Raw genomic sequence first — 16,060 nt, forward strand, 5'->3', positions numbered from 1 at the left:
TCTATTTGGTTTTATGGTAATCCTTGGGAAAGTCGATACTGAGCAGCACTGCAGCCAGGCCGAGCAATGGCAGCAGCATGATGGTGAAGTAGAACAGTTCGTAAAGCTGGCCAGAGAGCGACAGCTTCAACAGGATACGAACGATGCAGATCAGAGCCGGCAGGCCAATTAAACCCAGCCCTAGCCACGAACGATGCAGCATCAACCAGACGCGGGCCCAGAAGCCTAGCAACACCCGCGGAGGTACGGAACGGTTCACTCGGGCATCCATTGGCTCAGGTCGTTTTTGATATCCTCACTCACCAGGCTGACAATCGGGGCGCCCTGGGGGAAGAAGCGCTGGTACGACGTCGTCAGCTGCTCATGCTTCACCCAAACCTTAACCTGCTCCTGAAACGGTAGCCAGGTGCAGACGACCTCAACAACGGCATCAAGAAGCTGATACAACGTTTCTTCAATACGGCTGGCCAGACCGTCTTCATCAATCACGATAACCGGACCTACCTGCACCGCATGAGCCAGCAGCGTCTTTAAAAACGGCACCGACATGATGTTGGCACCCTGATAGACGGTCGAGCTGATCTGGGTGTAATTACCCGTCATTACGTTCTTAATGATGATGGTGCCGGTTTCGCCTATCTGGATCATCAGTGACCAGTTGGTCAGGTTGTAGTCCGGATGAGACACTGACCCGGTGGCTACCTGCACACCGCTGGTTTCAACCCAGACCCGGCGATCACCCAGGCGGGCAATGGTGCGGAAGCCTTCATCCTGCAGATACTGAGCTACGCCAAGCGGCATAAACTTTCCAGGAAAGCCGTTCAGGGTTGGCTGTTCAATCGTAGTAGCAATGAGCGTTTCCATTTACGCGGTGACTTTATGATGGGCGATTCGGAGTTCGAGCGTCTGAATGTGCTGGGTGATCATCACGACCCAGGCATTTTCACCGATCATGTCGATGAGCATCGTGCGGTACATCTGAGCGAAGGCCAACTGGTCTTCCAATGACTGAATGGTGGCCTGCCGGATGGCCTTGGCCAATTCGTCAGGATTGGGAGGGCTTGCGTTTGATTCTTGAAAAGCCATACATTTGTGATGTTTATAAGAAATTGATGCAAACAGACCCGGCCCCTTGGCTGGGTTTTGTCTTTTGGCGCGGCCAACGTTCGGGGAAAGAAGGGCCGGAAGCAGTGCCCCCGGCCTTACCCGATTGTATTCCACACCAATTACCCTCACGGGTTGGTATCGTTATTGGCCGTTCTTGGCCCGCTCTCTCAAAATGGCTTTATCCCGATCAGCCCGGTGGCGGGCTTTGATCTTCTCCCGAAGCAGGTAGCGGTAGTCGTCCTGACCCGAGTAGCGATTGGGTTCTGGCTGGTCGATGTGCTGACCTCCACGGATGATCGTAAAGGAGGCCATAGCTATGCAGGAACTTTATAAGGCCGGTAGGCCTCCATCCATTCACACTCCTGTTCAGTTACTACCGCCTGGCCTACACGTTTCTTTCTGAATGTATCGGGATGAATGCGATGGAAATCACAAAAGGCCGTTACAGCGTCCGGACGCAAGTTTGGAGACACCCGTTCATAGGCTTTTTTAAGCCGTTCACTAAGACTTAAATCCGCTTGTGTTGCTTGGTTAGGAGTAATTTGCATATATTGTGCTATTATTGTGCTTTGAAAGTGCAGTAAATATAGTATAGTACAGCTATACAAGTCAAGTCCTATCCACAAAAATGTTTAGTAAAGTTTAGTGATGCTTGAAACTCTACAGGTAGAAATGACCCTTGGTCAGAGGCTTAAGAAACGGCGAGAGGAGTTAAAGTACGCTGATAGACAGTGGACTTTGGATTATGTCGCCAAGAAGCTCGGTGTAACGAAGGGCGCTGTATCGCAATACGAAAACGATGAGACTAAACCGTCTAGGGACATATTGTTAAGCATAGCTAAACTATATGGTACAACAGCAGAGGAGTTATCGAATGGCAATCGTTCTTTGACACCACGCGCTATGGGCTTGTCACCGGTTCTTCCGGTTGAAAAAACACGGCTATATCTTTCTCAAATTCCGGAGGAAGATGCAGAGCATTATATACCCTATTATGACATTGAGATTACTGCTGGTCTTATTGAGCTGTATTTTGATGAGATTGATGAAGTGCCCGAGGGGTATATATATGCACCTCAATATCGAGGGTGCATAGCCTGCAACGTTAAAGGTGATTCGATGTACGACCGGATTTTTCCCGGATCCCGATTGTACGTCTTTCACTTGAAGAATCTTAAGTACATTGATTTTGGCCAGATCTATTTGATCGTACTGGATGGGTACCGTCTGCTTAAATACATTGATCCTCATCCCACTGATCCAGCTTTAATCATATTACGTTCTCACAATCCCCACTATAAAGATTATCCAGTTGAAAAAGCTGACATTCTAAACCTGTTTCTTGTCAAAGGATACGAAAATCAAAATGCAATCTAATGGGCTTTCAATTCACACCTCGAATAAAAATAGGAAACGTTACCATCGGCCGGCGCGGTGCCTCCGTCGGCACGGGTGTTCCTGGTCTGCGTTACCGAATGGATTTTAAAGGTTCCAGTGGTCAGCAGCAGCCATCAGAACCGGTTGCATCAGCCTACGGTATCAAGTCGGTGATCATCGATCTGGTGTTGTTTGTGCTGGCCTCAACAGTACCGTTCATCTTGGGTGCCATCTTCGGTAAAATCCTTGGTTACGTAGCTTGTGCTGTGCTGCTGTGGGTAGCCCTTCAGCATTTTATGAAGACTGGCGAATACGGACAGAAGCAAGAAACGGTTTACGTGCAGGATAAACGCTACAAGACTGGTCATCGACCGAACGGGACTCGACTGGTTAAGGATGAATCTAACTTCATTGAGTATGACAGTCAGCAGCTTACCCTGCACCGCATTGTCGGTACGGTTCAGCTGCTGTTCACGGCAGCGGTTGCCTTATTTATCTACGTCAGCAAGTAAACTGCGACACGAATTGAGACAAAGACAAAATTGAGACACTAAACACACCTAGTTAATGCATTGAATATCAGATAAATGAATAAACCATACAGAGGGGTGTCCGAGAGGTTGAAGGAGCACGCCTGGAAAGTGTGTATACGTCTAAAGCGTATCGAGGGTTCGAATCCCTTCCCCTCTGCAACCGTGTGTATACGCCTGAAGCGTATTGAGGCCGGGGTTGCGTCCGACTTCGAATCCCTTCCCCTCTGCTAATGTGTGTATACGCCTGAAGTGTATTGAGGCCGGGGTCGCGTTCGACTTCGAATCCCTTCCTCTCTGCAACCGTGTATAAGTTTGAATTGATTTGAGGCTAGGATCGCGACTGATTTTTAATACATCCCCTCTGCAACTGATGTACCGTTTTCATAAGCCTTGTCAACCTTGTGCTGACGAGGCTTTTTTGTTAGCTTTCATTTTCATTGACGAACGCTTGAACTAAACGTGAACCTCCCCGCTGACCATATTCGCCTGCTTTTTGGCCTCAAACTACGCCAGCTTCGACTCGATAAAGGCGTTTCCCTCAGCGAACTGGCCCAGCAGTCGGGCTTGTCCGTGTCGTACCTGAACGAGATCGAAAAAGGGCGCAAATACCCCAAAGCCGACAAGATTTCGGCTTTGGCCAATGCCATCGGGGTCGATTACGATACGCTGGTGTCGCTGAAGCTGAACAAGAAACTTGAGCCCATTTCCGACCTGCTGCGCTCCAAGTTCCTGACCGAAATTCCGCTCGAACTCTTCGGCATCGACCCGTCGGATCTGCTCGAACTGCTCGCTGAAGCACCAGCCAAAGTCAGCGCCATGATCCGGACGTTCATGGATATTGCGCTGAGCTACAACATGAGCGTCGAGCGGCTGTATCTGGCCATGCTCCGGTCGTATCAGGAGATGCACGATAATTATTTCCCCGACATAGAAGCCGACGCCGACCGCTTCCTGACCGAGTTTACGACCCAGCAGCAACCCATCACCGAAGCCCTGCTGACCAACCTGCTTAAAACCCGCTACGACATCCGGCTGGCTTATTTCGATCCGCTCACGCAGCCTGAGCTGGGGCCGCTGCGGTCGGTGTTTCGTCCCGATAGCAAGACCCTCTATCTCAACGCCGGATTGTCGGCGCAGCAACGGCTCTTCACGCTGGCGCGGGAAGCCGGCTTTCACTACCTCACTCTGAAAAGCCGGCCGCTGACCTACTCGTGGGTGGAAGCCGAATCGTTTGAGCAGATTCTGAACAACTACAAAGCCTCGTATTTTGCCGGTGCCATGCTGATCCGGCGCGATGCGCTGGTGGCCCGGCTCAACGAGTTGTTTCAACAGGAGACGTGGAACAGCGACGCTTTTCTGCAGCTCGTTACCGACTTCGGCGCTACCCCCGAGCAGTTTTTTTATCGACTCAGCAACGTACTGCCCAGCCACTTCGGCATTGATCAGCTGTTTTTCTACCGCTTCAACAACGTAGCCGGGCAGAGCCAGTTTGACCTGACGAAAGAAATGCACCTGTCGCGGCAGCAGGGGCCGCGGGGCATGGTCGATGAACATTTCTGTCGGCGGTGGGTCGCCCTGACCAGTCTGCAGGAGCTGACATCCCTCCAGAATCAGAAGCAGTTTGACGGTGCGCTGTGCCGGGCGCAACTCTCGCAGTACGCCGATTCGGGACAGACGTACCTGATCATTTCGGTGGCGCATCCGTTCCAGCCGCAGAATCAACCGACCGTAGCCCGTCAGAACATGAGCGTGTCGATGTGCTTTGCCGTGAACGACACCTTGAAGCGCAAGCTCCGTTTCCTGCAAAACCCCGACGAGGCCATTCCGTTCCGGGTCGTCAACGAAGCCTGCGAACGCTGCGGCATTTTCGACTGCCGCGAACGCGTTGCCGCTCCCCGGGTGCTGCAAAAGAAACGGCAGTACCAGGCCATGAAAAAAGCCGTAGAAACGCTACGGTAGTTTTTTAGTTTGTGGTTCACCGGTAGTGCTGGTCAGGCGTTAGATTCGCGCCAGCTTCCCATGTTTAACCCTCGACCTTTAAACTGCTCCAATGAACCGCATCGACCGCCTGACCGCTATCCTGATTCACCTGCAAACCAAACGGGTTGTCCGGGCGCAGGAACTGGCCGATCGCTTTGGCATCAGCCTGCGGACCGTCTACCGCGACGTCCGGGCGCTGGAAGAAGCGGGTGTGCCCATCGGTGCCGAAGCCGGCGTCGGGTACTTTCTGGAAGGCTATCACCTGCCGCCGGTCATGTTCACCAAAGCCGAAATCAGCGCGTTGCTGTTTGGCGCCAAGCTGATTCAGAAATGGACCGATCAGTCGGTGCGGGCGGAATTTGAGTCGGCGCTTTACAAAATCAAATCCGTTCTGAAGCGGGGAGACCAGGAGCACATTGCCGATCTGGAGCCGCACCTCGACGTATCCGGCCCCTTGACGCCCCAGCCCTACGCCACGGAACTGCTGACCCAACTGCAACAGGCCGTGGTGGATCAGCACGTATTGCTGATTGATTATTTCTCCAATTACAACGACGTAGTTTCCCAGCGGCAGGTGGAACCCCTCGGCCTGTATCACTACGGCTCGGGCTGGCATTTGATCGCTTTCTGCCGGAGCCGCAACGATTACCGCGATTTCCGGGTGGATCGCATCCGGCAGCTAACCAGTACCGGCCAGCGATTTACGCGGCTCGAACGGCTGTCGCTGCAGGAGTACCTCGACCGCATAGCCACCACCCAGCCGACCCCTCAGGAAGCGACAGTGGTGTTTCGGAAAAAAGCCGCCCGGTTCATTCAGGAACAACGCTACAACTTCGGCTTCTACGCCGAAGAAGACCTGGGCGATACCGTCCGGATGCACTTTCGGACCCCGTATTTGCAGGGGCTCTGCCGCTGGCTGATTTCGTACGGCCACTCCGTAACGGTCGAAAGCCCCGAAACGTTACAGACGATGATGCAGAAGCTGGCGGCCGAACTGCGCGACCATTACCTGGGCGAACCGGCCTGGCAGCTAACCGACGACGGATCGGCTACTTAAACGCCGGGATGCCGGTAATCTCCTGCCCCAGAATCAGCAGGTGGATATCGTGCGTCCCTTCGTAGGTAACCACCGATTCGAGGTTCATCAGATGCCGCATAATGGGGTACTCGCCGATGATGCCCATGCCTCCGAGCACCTGACGGGCTTCGCGGGCGACCCGCAGCGCTACCTCTACGTTGTTGCGTTTGGCCATTGAAATCTGCGCTGAGGTAGCCTTGTCTTCATTTTTGAGCATCCCGAGTCGCCAGCACAGCAGCTGCGCAAGCGTAATATCGGTCAGCATTTCGGCCAGTTTTTTCTGCACCAGCTGGTACGAGGCAATCGGTTTGTCGAACTGAATCCGCTCCAGTGCGTAGCGACGTGCCGACTCGTAGCAGTCCATAGCCGCCCCCAGCGCTCCCCACGCGATACCGTACCGCGCCTGATCCAGACACGACAACGCGCTTTTCAGACCGAACGCTTCGGGCAGCAGGTTTTCTTTCGGCACCTTCACGTCCTGAAAAATCAGTTCGCCGGTCGTGCTGGCCCGCAGCGACCACTTTTGCTCAATCTCGGCGGTGCTGAAGCCTTCCATGCCCCGCTCCACAATCAGGCCCCGGATTTTTCCCTGTTCGTTTTTGGCCCACACGATAGCGATGTCGGCAATGGGTGCGTGGGTGATCCAGAGCTTCGAGCCGTTGAGCAGAAAGTAATCGCTACGTTCGATAAAGCCCGTTTCCATGCCACCGGGATTAGAGCCGTGATTCGCTTCGGTCAGGCCAAAGCAGCCAATCAGATCACCTTTGGCGAGCCGGGGCAACAACCGACGTTTCTGCTCCTCCGAACCATACCGGTAAATCGGGTACATCACCAGCGAACTTTGTACCGACACGGTCGAACGCATCCCTGAATCGCCCCGCTCGATTTCCTGCATCATCAGGCCGTAGGAAATATAGTCCAGACCTCCGCCCCCGTACTCGACGGGCAAGGTTGGCCCAAAGGCCCCAATCTGCCCGAATTTGGGAACCAGCTGCGCCGGAAACTCCGCCCGCTGGGCATACTCCTCAATGATGGGCGATATCTCGCGTTTGACAAACGTGCGCATCGACGACCGAACCAGTTTGTGTTCGGCCGTGAGCAGGTCATCGAGTTGATAAAAATCCGGCGATTCAAACGAGTCGGAGCCGTTTCCCCGGCTTTTGGTGCGCTGTGGCTGGGTTGTAGCTTGCATACAAAGTCAACACAAAAAAAAGGCGGCTTGTTGCCAGATCGGCGTTTTTCGCAGCCGACCCAAACCGTCGGCAATGGCTACAAAAGAACGGGCTGAAACAGCTCTACTTGATGATCGCCGTTTTGCGGCCAATTTCTTCATCAGGATTCATTCCGCCCATCGTTCGCCGACCGACCGGCATTAAAGCAGCAGTCTGTACGCCCTCTGCTTAACATTCTAAAACACTAAGTCTATATAGTGAGTTACGTATCTGCATTTTGCACATTCTGTTAAAAAAAACAACGCTATGAAAACCAATGCAATTACACTCGGGGCTCTGCTCGCCCTAACCGTTACCGGCGTTTCGTTCGCCCAGCAAAACAGTTCCATGCGGTCCGGCGGTACTACGTCCATCGGCAAGTACAGCCCATCTGAATTTGACAGCAAAAACAAGCAGGGAGCCCAGGCGGTTGCCGCCGTTAATGCCACCAACGCTCCGCTGTCGCAGGCCGATCAGGATCTGATGAAGCAGGTAGCTATGGGGGGGATGATGCAGCTTCAGGTCAGCCAGCTAGCGGTTGATAAAGCCAGCAGTGAAGACGTTCGGAAACTGGCTCAGGCTGAGGTAGAAGAACAAACGGGTCTGTCGGCCAAGCTGAAAGAGATTGCCTCGGCCAAAGGGGTTACGCTGCCTACCACGCCGGACGCTGAAACCCAGGCCATGCTGACGAAAATGCAGGGACTGTCGGGTGCGGAGTTCGACCGTCAGTACGTGCAGCAAAGCGGAGTAAACGGCCACGAAAAGCTCGACCGGGTGATGTCGAAAGTAGAATCAGATGCCAAAGATCAAAGCCTGAAAAACCTGGCCAAAGCGGCCCACCCCCTGGTGAAAACGCACCTCCAGGTGTCACGCGATGAACTTAACCAGTTGGCGGGCAGCGGCAGCTCACGCTAACTGTTGGCTAATCCGTAGTGCATCAATAGTGTTTAATCAGGCAAAAAGCCAGCTGATGGGCTGGCTTTTTGCCTATCAACTGATCAAACGTTTCAGGTACTATGACTATGCGATTCATTCCAACGAAAGTACACGGTATTCTCGACTACGTCAGCGGAGGTCTGTTTCTGGCATCTCCCTGGCTGTTCGGCTTTGCGGACAAACCCGCGGCCAAATGGGTTCCCCTGGCGGCCGGTGGCGCTGCGCTCGGCTCTTCGCTTTTCACGGATTATGAGCTTGGGGCGGTTCGGAAATTACCGATGACCACGCACCTGTCTCTGGACGTAGCCGAGGGGGCGCTGTTAGTAGCCTCGCCCTGGCTATTCGGCTTTGCCAGGAAAACGTACCTGCCGCACGTATTGCTGGGAGCTTTCGCCCTGGGTGCCGGCCTGATGACCCAGAAAACGCCGAAGCACTGATTTAGTTCGAGGGTCAACGTTCCAGGTTCACCGGTTGACGGCATGAGCTGTTTGCTTTTGATCTGGAGCGTTGACCCTGATTTTTATTGATTTAGCCAGGCTTTGAACTCTTCGGCCCGTTCGCGGCTGACCATTACCTCATCGGTCGGGTCGGGTGTCAGAACCAGTTTTAGTTTCCCGTTGAAATGCTTATGAATGGCCTGGATGCTGTTCATATTCAGGATAAACTGCCGGTTGGCCCTGAAAAAATGCGTTGGATCAAGCTGCTCAGCCAGTTCTTCGAGCGTTTCGGGCAGCGGAAACCACTTCCCATCGGGCCGCACCAGCCGGGTAATTTTATTCTCGGAGTAAAAGTAAGCCACCTCGCTGGCCAGAATGGGCAGAAAACTATCTTTATGACTCACCAGAAACCGTTGCCGGAACAACGACTGCGGCTGATTCAGAGTGCGGATCAATTGCTCGATACCGGGCAGAGGAACAGACAACGCCCCACGACTACTTCGTCCTTTCCTGAATTTCAGCAGCGCCTGCTCCAGTTCGTCGGCCACGATCGGCTTCAGCAAATAGTCGATGCTGTTGAGCTTAAACGCCTGGATGGCGTATTCATCGTAGGCCGTCGTGAAAATGATCGGACATGGCGGTTCAACCTGCCGGAATACCTCAAAGCTCAACCCGTCGGACAGGTGAATATCGCTGAAGATTACGTCCAGATCGGTCTTCCGGCGCAGCTGGTCGACGGCCTGACTGATACTGTCTACAATACCCGTTACCTCAATGGTATCGTCAACATCCTGCAACAGGCGGGTCAGTCGGCGGGCAGCCGGTATTTCGTCTTCAATGATGAGCGCGTTCATGTTCCAATCAGCGGTAACCGTACTGTAAACGACTGACCATTCTCCACCACGTCGGGTTGTTTGTTAATGAGGAGTTCGTAACGATGTCGGATATTTTGCAGGCCAATGCCCGTACCGGCTTCGACATGCTGCCGCCGGTGCAAAGAATTCTGCACCACCAGTTCGCCGGCCTCATTACAGGTCAGCGTAATCTGGAGGGGATGCTGTTCATTCACAACGTTGTGTTTGACGGCATTTTCCAGGAGCAGTTGCAGCGTCATGGGCGGGATAAGCCGGTCGCGGTCGCAATCCGGTACGTCGATGGTCACCTGCAGGCCTTCTTCAAACCGATTTTTCAGCAGAAACAGATACGCTTCAGCCAGTTTAAGCTCATCCCGCAGCGGCACCAGCGTTTTATCGCGGTTCTGCAATACGTAGCGATACACCAGCGACAGGTTTTCGATGAACGCCACCGCCCGGCGCGGGTTTTCTTCGACGATGTAGCTCAGGGTGTTCAGGTTATTGAACAGAAAATGCGGATCGAGCTGTCCTTTGAGTGCCTCGAACCGGGCTTCAACAGACTCCCGTTTCAGCCGTTCGGCTTCCAGCATGGAGGTACGCCAACGCGTAAAGAAGTATTCACCCGTTTGGATGGCATTGATAAACAGCGCCATCAGGCTACCGAACGCAAAGGTCTGCCGGATACTCAGCCAGTCGCCCTCCGTATAGTGATAGTTAGGTTCTTCGATCAGGGTGATTACCCACACGATTCCGCCAATGACAACGACACTGTCAACAACCAGGGTGAGCAGTTGCAGCACAAATCGCAGCAGCGGCCGGTCTTCCCAGGGCAGGATGCGGTTAAGCTGATCGTTCCCCCACAAACTCAGTTCCGAGAGGATATACGCGCCGATCAGGCACGAAAAAATGTCGAAGCAATGCGCTTTCCAGGCGTTCGGCCCTACGTATGGCGGCACTTCGAAGGATCTGGGGTCGACGTAGTAAACGATCAAATAGATGAGCAGGCCCATTATGGGCGTACCAACCCACCGAAACCACTTTCTGAATGGAGAAACCACGGCGTCTGCGTCTGTTTAAGCAACTTAATCTATCCTACCAGATCGGCTGTTTTCGCACAAAACCGGTCAGCAGGCCAATTGCATAGCCCCAGAAAAGCCAGGCCGCAAACACTACGTTGGCATCCGGCGACAGGTTTGGAAATACATCCTGGAAAAACAGCACCGTTCCGGCATCCAGCACCATACCAGGCAGGGCAAACAGCACGGCCGCCTTCACCTGCTCATTATCGTCTACGTTTTTGAACCGATATAACGAATACAACAGCAGCGGCAGCAGTACGGTCAGCCCGGCAAAGGCTGCAATGGTCAGCCACGTATCGCCCGGCACGAAGAGGTACTGCCCGGCCAATCGTACGAAGATAGTCGCCAACAACCAGATAACGAACCCGGCTCCCACAAAAAAAGAAGCTGATTGTGAGCCGGTAACCTTGATGAGCGCCATTACCTCTTTCATAAAATTGCGACCGAGCAGCAGCAATGAACTGGCGAACGTGACTTCGCCAAGCACCAGAAAGACCGCTATGGCACCGGCTTTAAAAACATCGGAAACGGGCAGCGAAATAAAGGGAACAAGTAGTGCCATTGGCCAGGTCATACACGATATAATCAACAGACCAATGCCAACTTTGCGGGCTGTCTGGGGCGAGAATTGATCTAACCAGTGATTCATACGAGTACAGCGTTAACTGGTGAAACTGTGACCAAAAGTAGATAAGTCAATAGTGAAAGACCCAGCGAAACTGCCTGAAGCTGCCGTAGAGCACCCTAAAACGCCATACGACCTAACTGAAACGACATCCTGCAGAGTTGTCGAACAGCTCCTCCGCTGCCGGGTTTGTTAGGCTGAGGTATACATTCAAACGTCCGTACGTAAAGCAGGCAGAATCACGCCATTACGACCAGGAGCAGCCCTGTCTGGGCAACCGTACTGCTCCTGGTCGGTTCATTCCATACCCACCGCCCGATCCAGGTCGAGTTGAGCGACCAGGTAGTCGTATACCGCCTGCAGTCGGTTGCTCTGTGCTTGCCGAAGCGCCAGTTCAGCATCGGTCAGGTCGCTGAACCGGGTCAGTCCCTGCCGATAGCGGCTTTGCGTAAGCTGGTAACTCCGCTCGGCCGCCCGAATTACGCCATCCTGCGTTTTAATCCGATCGCGGGCTTCGTCGGTTGCGTACAAAATGGAACGGACCTCGTTGGCAACCAGCTCTTTATTGTAACGCAGTTGTTCCTGTCCCTGCCAGTACGTGATTCGCGCCTGCTGAATCTTCAGCTCATTCGTCGGGTTGAAAAGCGGGATATTTAGTTGCAGCCCGGCGTACAAAACCAGCGGCCAGCGGCTGTTCTGAAACCGAAAATCGTTCAACTGGGCCAGCGTACTGACTTGGCCGAAAAGCGAGAGGGTCGGTAGTCGCCGGGTACGTTCAAGCTGCTCCTGCTGCTGACTTTGCTCCAGGCTGAGCGCCAGTTGCCGTAATTCAGGCCGCAGGTTCCAGGCCCGGCCAATCGTTACGTCTTCGCCCGCCACAGCATTGGGTCGGTACACCAGCGAGTCGGTCAGCACCAGCTCGGTACCGGGCTTCAGTCCCAGCAACGTACTAAGCTGATTTTTGAGCAGCCGGATCGTCCGGTCAAGTTTCGACAGACTGGGGCGCTGGTTTTCCACCTCCACGAATGCCCGCAACGTATCGGCATCCATAGCCAGCTGAACCCGGTACAGGTTTCGGGCTTCGCGCAACGCTTCCTGCGCCCGCTCCAGACTCCAAAGGGCCAGTCGGCGCTGCTCCTCGGCCAGCAGTATGTTCAGGTAGTGCTTTTTCACCTCCGTCACTTGCCGGGCCGTCACCGCCCGCAGGCTTTCGCTGGCGGCCTTCCGGGCCGTAGCAGCCAGTTTACGGCCGATGCGCAGATCGGGCTGCAACAGCGGCATGGCCAGATTGACGGCCCCGGAATAGGCATGACGTAAGGCGGCCTGAACGGGCTGGAGCCGGTTTTCGTCGATGGCAAAACTACCCGTCACCGGATCGATGGAAAACGCCGGAAAGAAAAACACGGGTGGTTTGATGTTGTAGGTGTATTGCCCAGCGCCGTTAAGAGTCGGCCACCACGATCGGTTTACGTCTTCCAGCCGAACATCTGCTTTTTCGATGTCCATCTTCGCGACCCGAACGTCACCGTTCTGCTCCCGCACCAGATCAGCCGCTTGCTGCAGGGATAGTGAGCGGGAGGCCGGGGGCGTAGGGCTGAGGGCGAGGGCGCCAGGGGTAGAGGGTTGAGCAGTCAGCGTACATGGGCTGAGCATTACCAAAACCATCGCAGCAGAAACGGCTTTGGCCCCTACCCCCCGGCCCCGTGTGCCCGGCCCCACGCCCTTAGCTCCGCGCCGGTTCACCCACGCCAGCAGTCGGGCGACGTCCATGTAGACCGTCGGCACAAAAACGAGCGTCAGCAGCATCGAACTCGACATGCCTCCTACCAAGGCCCACGCCAGTCCGCTTTTCAGTTCGGCCCCGGGTCCGGTTGCCAGCGCGATAGGCAGCATCCCGATGACCATGGCCAGCGTTGTCATCAGGATCGGGCGGAGCCGACTCTGGCCCGCTTCCAGAAGCGCATCGACGAGCGGTTGCCCCTGCTCCCGGTTCTGATTCGCCCGGTCAACCAGCAGAATTGCGTTTTTGGCCACCAGCCCGAGCATCATGATGAGTCCCAGAATGGTGAAGATGTTCAGCGAGTTCATGGTGAACGCCAGTGCGAACAACGCGCCCACAAGGGCCATCGGGATCGAGAACAGCACCACCAGGGGATACACCCAGGAATTGTACAGGGCCACCATGATCAGGTACATGAACAGGATGGCGGCCCCAAACGCCAGTCCCAGTTTGCCGAACGAATCGTCCTGCAATTCAAGATCACCCCCGTAAAGCACCCGCACCGACGGGTCAATGCCGAGTTTCGCAACGGCCTGCTGAATATCGACGCCAATGTCGCCGACGGGTCGACCGACCGCCTGGGCCGTTACGGTCACGGCGTTGTTCCGGTCCTTCCGTTCGAGTACGGCCGGGTTAAACGCTTCGTGAATGTCGGCAACCTGCCGGAGTTCAATCAGTTGCCCACTGGTGTTCTGCAGCGACAACCGGCCAAGTTGCTCGGTACGGCTTCGGAACGGTTCAGCGTATTGAATCCGCAGGGTCACCGACTGATCGCTGACCGCCCCGCTTCCATCGGCCCCGGACTGAATCTTTAGGTCATCGAATCCGGCCAGCGCCGTTCGGATTGCCGAACCTACCGCTTCGGTGGTCAGGCCGTAGCGGGCCAGTTTCTCCCGGTCCACCTCGATCTGCACTTCGGGTTTCTGCGTTTGCCCGGAAAAGCGCACGTCGGCCGTGCCCGGTATGGCCCGCATGACGTCGGCAATCCGCGCAGCTTCGCTACGTACTTTTTCGCGATTGGCCCCGCTGATGATCAGCATGATGGGCGTTGACCCATCCGCGCCCAGAATCCCAATCGGGTAGGCTTTGAGTCGTACGCCGGGCAGTTGAGCCGCCCGCAGTTTCACGTCCTGTGTCAGCATGACCAGATCTTTACTCCGTTCGTCTTTGGGCGAAAACGTCACCGAAAACTCCACGCTGTTGCTCGCCGACGTAACCCCGAAGCTGTCGGGGTTGGAACCTACGTTGGTAAACACCCGCCGGACTTCGGGCATCTGGTACAGCGCCTGTTCAAACTGCCGGGCGAGCGCATCGGTTTGCGCCAGCTTTTGCCCCTCCGGAAACTGCAGCGTAATGCTAATCTCGCCTTTGTCGGTCGGGGGCGTAAATTCAGCCCCGATGAAACCCGTAGACGGCAACAGCAGCGAAGCCACAAACAGGCCAACCGCCAGTAAGGCCGTTGTTTTGCGGTGCCCGAGCGCCCAGGCCAGTACATCCCGGTAGGCGGCCGTAAGCCGGTCGAACCCGCGCTCAAACCACAAGCCGAAACGCCCCATGAGCGTTTTACCCGTCAGTTGTTCAAGCTGCCCGAATCGCGACGCGATCATGGGCGTCAGTGTAAACGACACCAGCAGACTGAACAGCGTTGAACTCACCACCACCAGCGAGAATTCCCGCATCAGGTCCCCAATCAGGCCGGGCGCAACCGATAGCGGCACGAACACCACTACGTCGACCAGCGTAATGGCGATGGCCGCAAAGCCGATATCGTTTCGTCCTTCCAGGGCCGCGGTCCGTTTGTCTTTACCGCGCTCCAGTTGCTGGTAAATGCTTTCGAGGACCACAATCGAGTCGTCGACCAGTATGCCAATCACCAGCGACAAGGCCAGCAATGTCAGCAGGTTCAGCGTGAACCCGAGCAGGCTCATGACAATGAACGTCGACAGCAGCGAAGCCGGGATGGCCACCATGATGATCAGCGACGACCGGAGGCTGTGCAGGAACACGAACATAACCAGTGCCACCAGCAGCACCGCCAGCGCCAGATCGTGGTTAACGGCTTCGGCTGCAGCCAGGGTGAACTCCGACGCGTCCTGAGCGATGGCAAACGACAACCCCGCCAACTTGTACTCCGTCTCAAACTGGCCCAGCAGGTCCCGTATGGCCTGGCTCACCTCAACGTTGTTGGCCCCGGATTGCTTCGTCACGAGCAGCCCCACGGTCGCCTTGCGGTTGAAGCGGTTGATGTTCTCAACATCCTTACGGGCGGCCTGAATGGTCGCTACGTCCCCAAGCCGGATGTTTACTCCTGAACTGTCGGTGAACACCACAATGTTGCGAAGCTGATCGATCGCGTCCGTCTTGCCAACCACTCGTACGGCATACGCAGCGTCTGTATCCTTGATCGCTCCCGCCGGTACGTTCAGGTTCGAGGCCCGGATGGCGTTCACTACCTGCAGCACGGACACGTTCAGCGATTTGAGCCGGGCCGCGTCCAGGGCCACGCGTACTTCGGTATCGGGCAACCCTACAAACGTAACCTGACCGACGCCGGGCGTCTGGGCAATGCGGGGTTTAAGCTGGGTTTTCAGCAGCGTACCAAACGCCTGATCCGGCAGTTGGCTGGTAGCCGCAATCCGCAGCACGGGCAGATCCGACAGCGAGTATTTGGCCACAATGGGCGTTTTGCTGTCGGCGGGTAACGTAGCAACCATCTCGTTGACCCGTCGCTGCACTTCCTGCAATGCCCGGTCGTGGTCGGTCCCCTGCCGAAACTCAATCTGGATGAGCGATACGTTTTCCAGCGACTGGGCGGTAATCCGCTTGATCCGATCGGCGGTCGATACCACGTCTTCAACGGGTTTTGTCAGTCCGGTTTCCACCTCGGCCGGCGATGCGCCCGGATAGAACGTAGTGACCGTAACAAAAGGCGTTGAAACATCGGGCAGCAGTTCGTAGCGAAGCTGGGTATAGGAAAAAGCTCCCAGAATTCCCAGTACTAAAAACAGGACAATAACGAGAATGGGCCGGTTAATGGCGAGCTGAGTCAGTTTCATAGCGATC

16 protein-coding genes and 1 tRNA gene are annotated in these 16,060 nt (G+C 55.2%); 7 read left to right on the top strand and 10 right to left on the bottom strand.

Features of this window, described 5'->3' with window-relative positions:
- Position 1: 1 nt before the first annotated feature.
- From DYU11_RS22760 to DYU11_RS33065, 5 genes are all read right to left on the bottom strand, one after another.
- Positions 2-271 (bottom strand): hypothetical protein, encoded by a 270-nt coding sequence (locus DYU11_RS22760; protein ID WP_119670037.1) that lies wholly within the window; start codon positions 269-271, stop codon positions 2-4.
- The gene (locus tag DYU11_RS22765; protein WP_119670038.1) at positions 256-864 is read right to left on the bottom strand and encodes a hypothetical protein; all 609 of its coding nucleotides are present in this window, start codon (positions 862-864) and stop codon (positions 256-258) included. Before DYU11_RS22765 ends, DYU11_RS22760 begins: the two co-directional genes overlap by 16 nt.
- On the bottom strand, positions 865-1,086 hold the full coding sequence (locus DYU11_RS22770; RefSeq protein WP_119670039.1) for a hypothetical protein: 222 nt from the start codon (positions 1,084-1,086) through the stop codon (positions 865-867). It abuts the gene before it with no gap.
- Between the two features lie 162 nt (positions 1,087-1,248).
- A complete protein-coding gene (locus DYU11_RS33345) occupies positions 1,249-1,419 on the bottom strand; it encodes a hypothetical protein (protein ID WP_158600346.1) in 171 nt (56 codons plus the stop codon).
- A 2-nt stretch (positions 1,420-1,421) separates the two neighbouring features.
- On the bottom strand, positions 1,422-1,655 hold the full coding sequence (locus DYU11_RS33065) for a hypothetical protein (protein WP_147368016.1): 234 nt from the start codon (positions 1,653-1,655) through the stop codon (positions 1,422-1,424).
- Between the two features lie 100 nt (positions 1,656-1,755).
- Between DYU11_RS33065 and DYU11_RS22775 the strand changes: the two genes are divergently transcribed.
- The 5 genes from DYU11_RS22775 to DYU11_RS22795 all read left to right on the top strand — a co-directional run bounded on the left by DYU11_RS22775 (position 1,756) and on the right by DYU11_RS22795 (position 6,054).
- Positions 1,756-2,484, top strand: coding sequence for an XRE family transcriptional regulator (locus DYU11_RS22775; protein ID WP_119670040.1), 729 nt, complete (start codon positions 1,756-1,758; stop codon positions 2,482-2,484).
- The gene (locus tag DYU11_RS22780; RefSeq protein WP_119670041.1) at positions 2,484-2,996 is read left to right on the top strand and encodes a hypothetical protein; all 513 of its coding nucleotides are present in this window, start codon (positions 2,484-2,486) and stop codon (positions 2,994-2,996) included. Before DYU11_RS22775 ends, DYU11_RS22780 begins: the two co-directional genes overlap by 1 nt.
- Positions 2,997-3,086: 90 nt before the next feature.
- Positions 3,087-3,174, top strand: a tRNA-Ser gene (locus tag DYU11_RS22785).
- A gap of 302 nt (positions 3,175-3,476) precedes the next feature.
- A complete protein-coding gene (locus DYU11_RS22790; protein WP_119670042.1) occupies positions 3,477-4,976 on the top strand; it encodes a helix-turn-helix domain-containing protein in 1,500 nt (499 codons plus the stop codon).
- A gap of 91 nt (positions 4,977-5,067) precedes the next feature.
- On the top strand, positions 5,068-6,054 hold the full coding sequence (locus tag DYU11_RS22795) for a helix-turn-helix transcriptional regulator (protein ID WP_119670043.1): 987 nt from the start codon (positions 5,068-5,070) through the stop codon (positions 6,052-6,054).
- Here the strand turns inward: DYU11_RS22795 and DYU11_RS22800 are convergent.
- Positions 6,047-7,267 carry an acyl-CoA dehydrogenase family protein gene (locus DYU11_RS22800; protein WP_119670044.1) on the bottom strand — a complete coding sequence of 407 codons (1,221 nt, stop codon included), beginning with the start codon at positions 7,265-7,267 and terminating at the stop codon, positions 6,047-6,049. The two genes, DYU11_RS22795 and DYU11_RS22800, sit on opposite strands and share 8 nt — an antisense overlap.
- A gap of 286 nt (positions 7,268-7,553) precedes the next feature.
- Here DYU11_RS22800 and DYU11_RS22805 point away from each other — a divergent pair, with 286 nt between their 5' ends.
- Both DYU11_RS22805 and DYU11_RS22810 read left to right on the top strand, forming a co-directional pair.
- Positions 7,554-8,201: a DUF4142 domain-containing protein gene (locus DYU11_RS22805; protein WP_119670045.1), complete on the top strand. Its 648-nt coding sequence runs from the start codon at positions 7,554-7,556 to the stop codon at positions 8,199-8,201.
- A gap of 101 nt (positions 8,202-8,302) precedes the next feature.
- Positions 8,303-8,659, top strand: coding sequence for an SPW repeat domain-containing protein (locus tag DYU11_RS22810; RefSeq protein ID WP_229365982.1), 357 nt, complete (start codon positions 8,303-8,305; stop codon positions 8,657-8,659).
- An 83-nt stretch (positions 8,660-8,742) separates the two neighbouring features.
- Here DYU11_RS22810 and DYU11_RS22815 read toward each other — a convergent pair whose 3' ends face one another.
- The 4 genes from DYU11_RS22815 to DYU11_RS22830 form a co-directional block, all read right to left on the bottom strand.
- Positions 8,743-9,513, bottom strand: coding sequence for a LytR/AlgR family response regulator transcription factor (locus DYU11_RS22815; RefSeq protein ID WP_119670047.1), 771 nt, complete (start codon positions 9,511-9,513; stop codon positions 8,743-8,745).
- Entirely contained in the window at positions 9,510-10,571 is a 1,062-nt protein-coding gene (locus DYU11_RS22820) for a sensor histidine kinase (RefSeq protein WP_147368017.1), read from the bottom strand. Before DYU11_RS22820 ends, DYU11_RS22815 begins: the two co-directional genes overlap by 4 nt.
- A 34-nt stretch (positions 10,572-10,605) precedes the next feature.
- Complete coding sequence (locus tag DYU11_RS22825; RefSeq protein WP_119670049.1) at positions 10,606-11,241, bottom strand: DUF5367 family protein; 636 nt, start codon at positions 11,239-11,241, stop codon at positions 10,606-10,608.
- 273 nt (positions 11,242-11,514) lie between these two features.
- Positions 11,515-16,053, bottom strand: a complete 4,539-nt coding sequence (locus tag DYU11_RS22830) for an efflux RND transporter permease subunit (RefSeq protein ID WP_119670050.1) — start codon at positions 16,051-16,053, stop codon at positions 11,515-11,517.
- Between the last annotated feature and the right edge of the window lie 7 nt (positions 16,054-16,060).

Origin of the sequence: Fibrisoma montanum, from assembly GCF_003583365.1 — a bacterium.
In the GTDB taxonomy this organism is placed as follows: Bacteria; Bacteroidota; Bacteroidia; order Cytophagales; family Spirosomataceae; genus Fibrisoma; species Fibrisoma montanum.

Bases quoted from the DNA above. Each gene is read 5' to 3' on its own strand.
- DYU11_RS22815 (WP_119670047.1), bottom strand. From the start codon at position 9,513: ATGAACGCGCTCATCATTGAAGACGAAATACCGGCTGCCCGCCGACTG.
- DYU11_RS22825 (WP_119670049.1), bottom strand. From the start codon at position 11,241: ATGAATCACTGGTTAGATCAATTCTCGCCCCAGACAGCCCGCAAAGTT.
- DYU11_RS22765 (WP_119670038.1), bottom strand. From the start codon at position 864: ATGGAAACGCTCATTGCTACTACGATTGAACAGCCAACCCTGAACGGC.
- DYU11_RS22770 (WP_119670039.1), bottom strand. From the start codon at position 1,086: ATGGCTTTTCAAGAATCAAACGCAAGCCCTCCCAATCCTGACGAATTG.
- DYU11_RS22805 (WP_119670045.1), top strand. From the start codon at position 7,554: ATGAAAACCAATGCAATTACACTCGGGGCTCTGCTCGCCCTAACCGTT.
- DYU11_RS22760 (WP_119670037.1), bottom strand. From the start codon at position 271: ATGGATGCCCGAGTGAACCGTTCCGTACCTCCGCGGGTGTTGCTAGGC.
- DYU11_RS33345 (WP_158600346.1), bottom strand. From the start codon at position 1,419: ATGGCCTCCTTTACGATCATCCGTGGAGGTCAGCACATCGACCAGCCA.
- DYU11_RS22800 (WP_119670044.1), bottom strand. From the start codon at position 7,267: ATGCAAGCTACAACCCAGCCACAGCGCACCAAAAGCCGGGGAAACGGC.
- DYU11_RS22780 (WP_119670041.1), top strand. From the start codon at position 2,484: ATGGGCTTTCAATTCACACCTCGAATAAAAATAGGAAACGTTACCATC.
- DYU11_RS22830 (WP_119670050.1), bottom strand. From the start codon at position 16,053: ATGAAACTGACTCAGCTCGCCATTAACCGGCCCATTCTCGTTATTGTC.
- DYU11_RS22810 (WP_229365982.1), top strand. From the start codon at position 8,303: ATGACTATGCGATTCATTCCAACGAAAGTACACGGTATTCTCGACTAC.
- DYU11_RS22795 (WP_119670043.1), top strand. From the start codon at position 5,068: ATGAACCGCATCGACCGCCTGACCGCTATCCTGATTCACCTGCAAACC.
- DYU11_RS33065 (WP_147368016.1), bottom strand. From the start codon at position 1,655: ATGCAAATTACTCCTAACCAAGCAACACAAGCGGATTTAAGTCTTAGT.
- DYU11_RS22775 (WP_119670040.1), top strand. From the start codon at position 1,756: ATGCTTGAAACTCTACAGGTAGAAATGACCCTTGGTCAGAGGCTTAAG.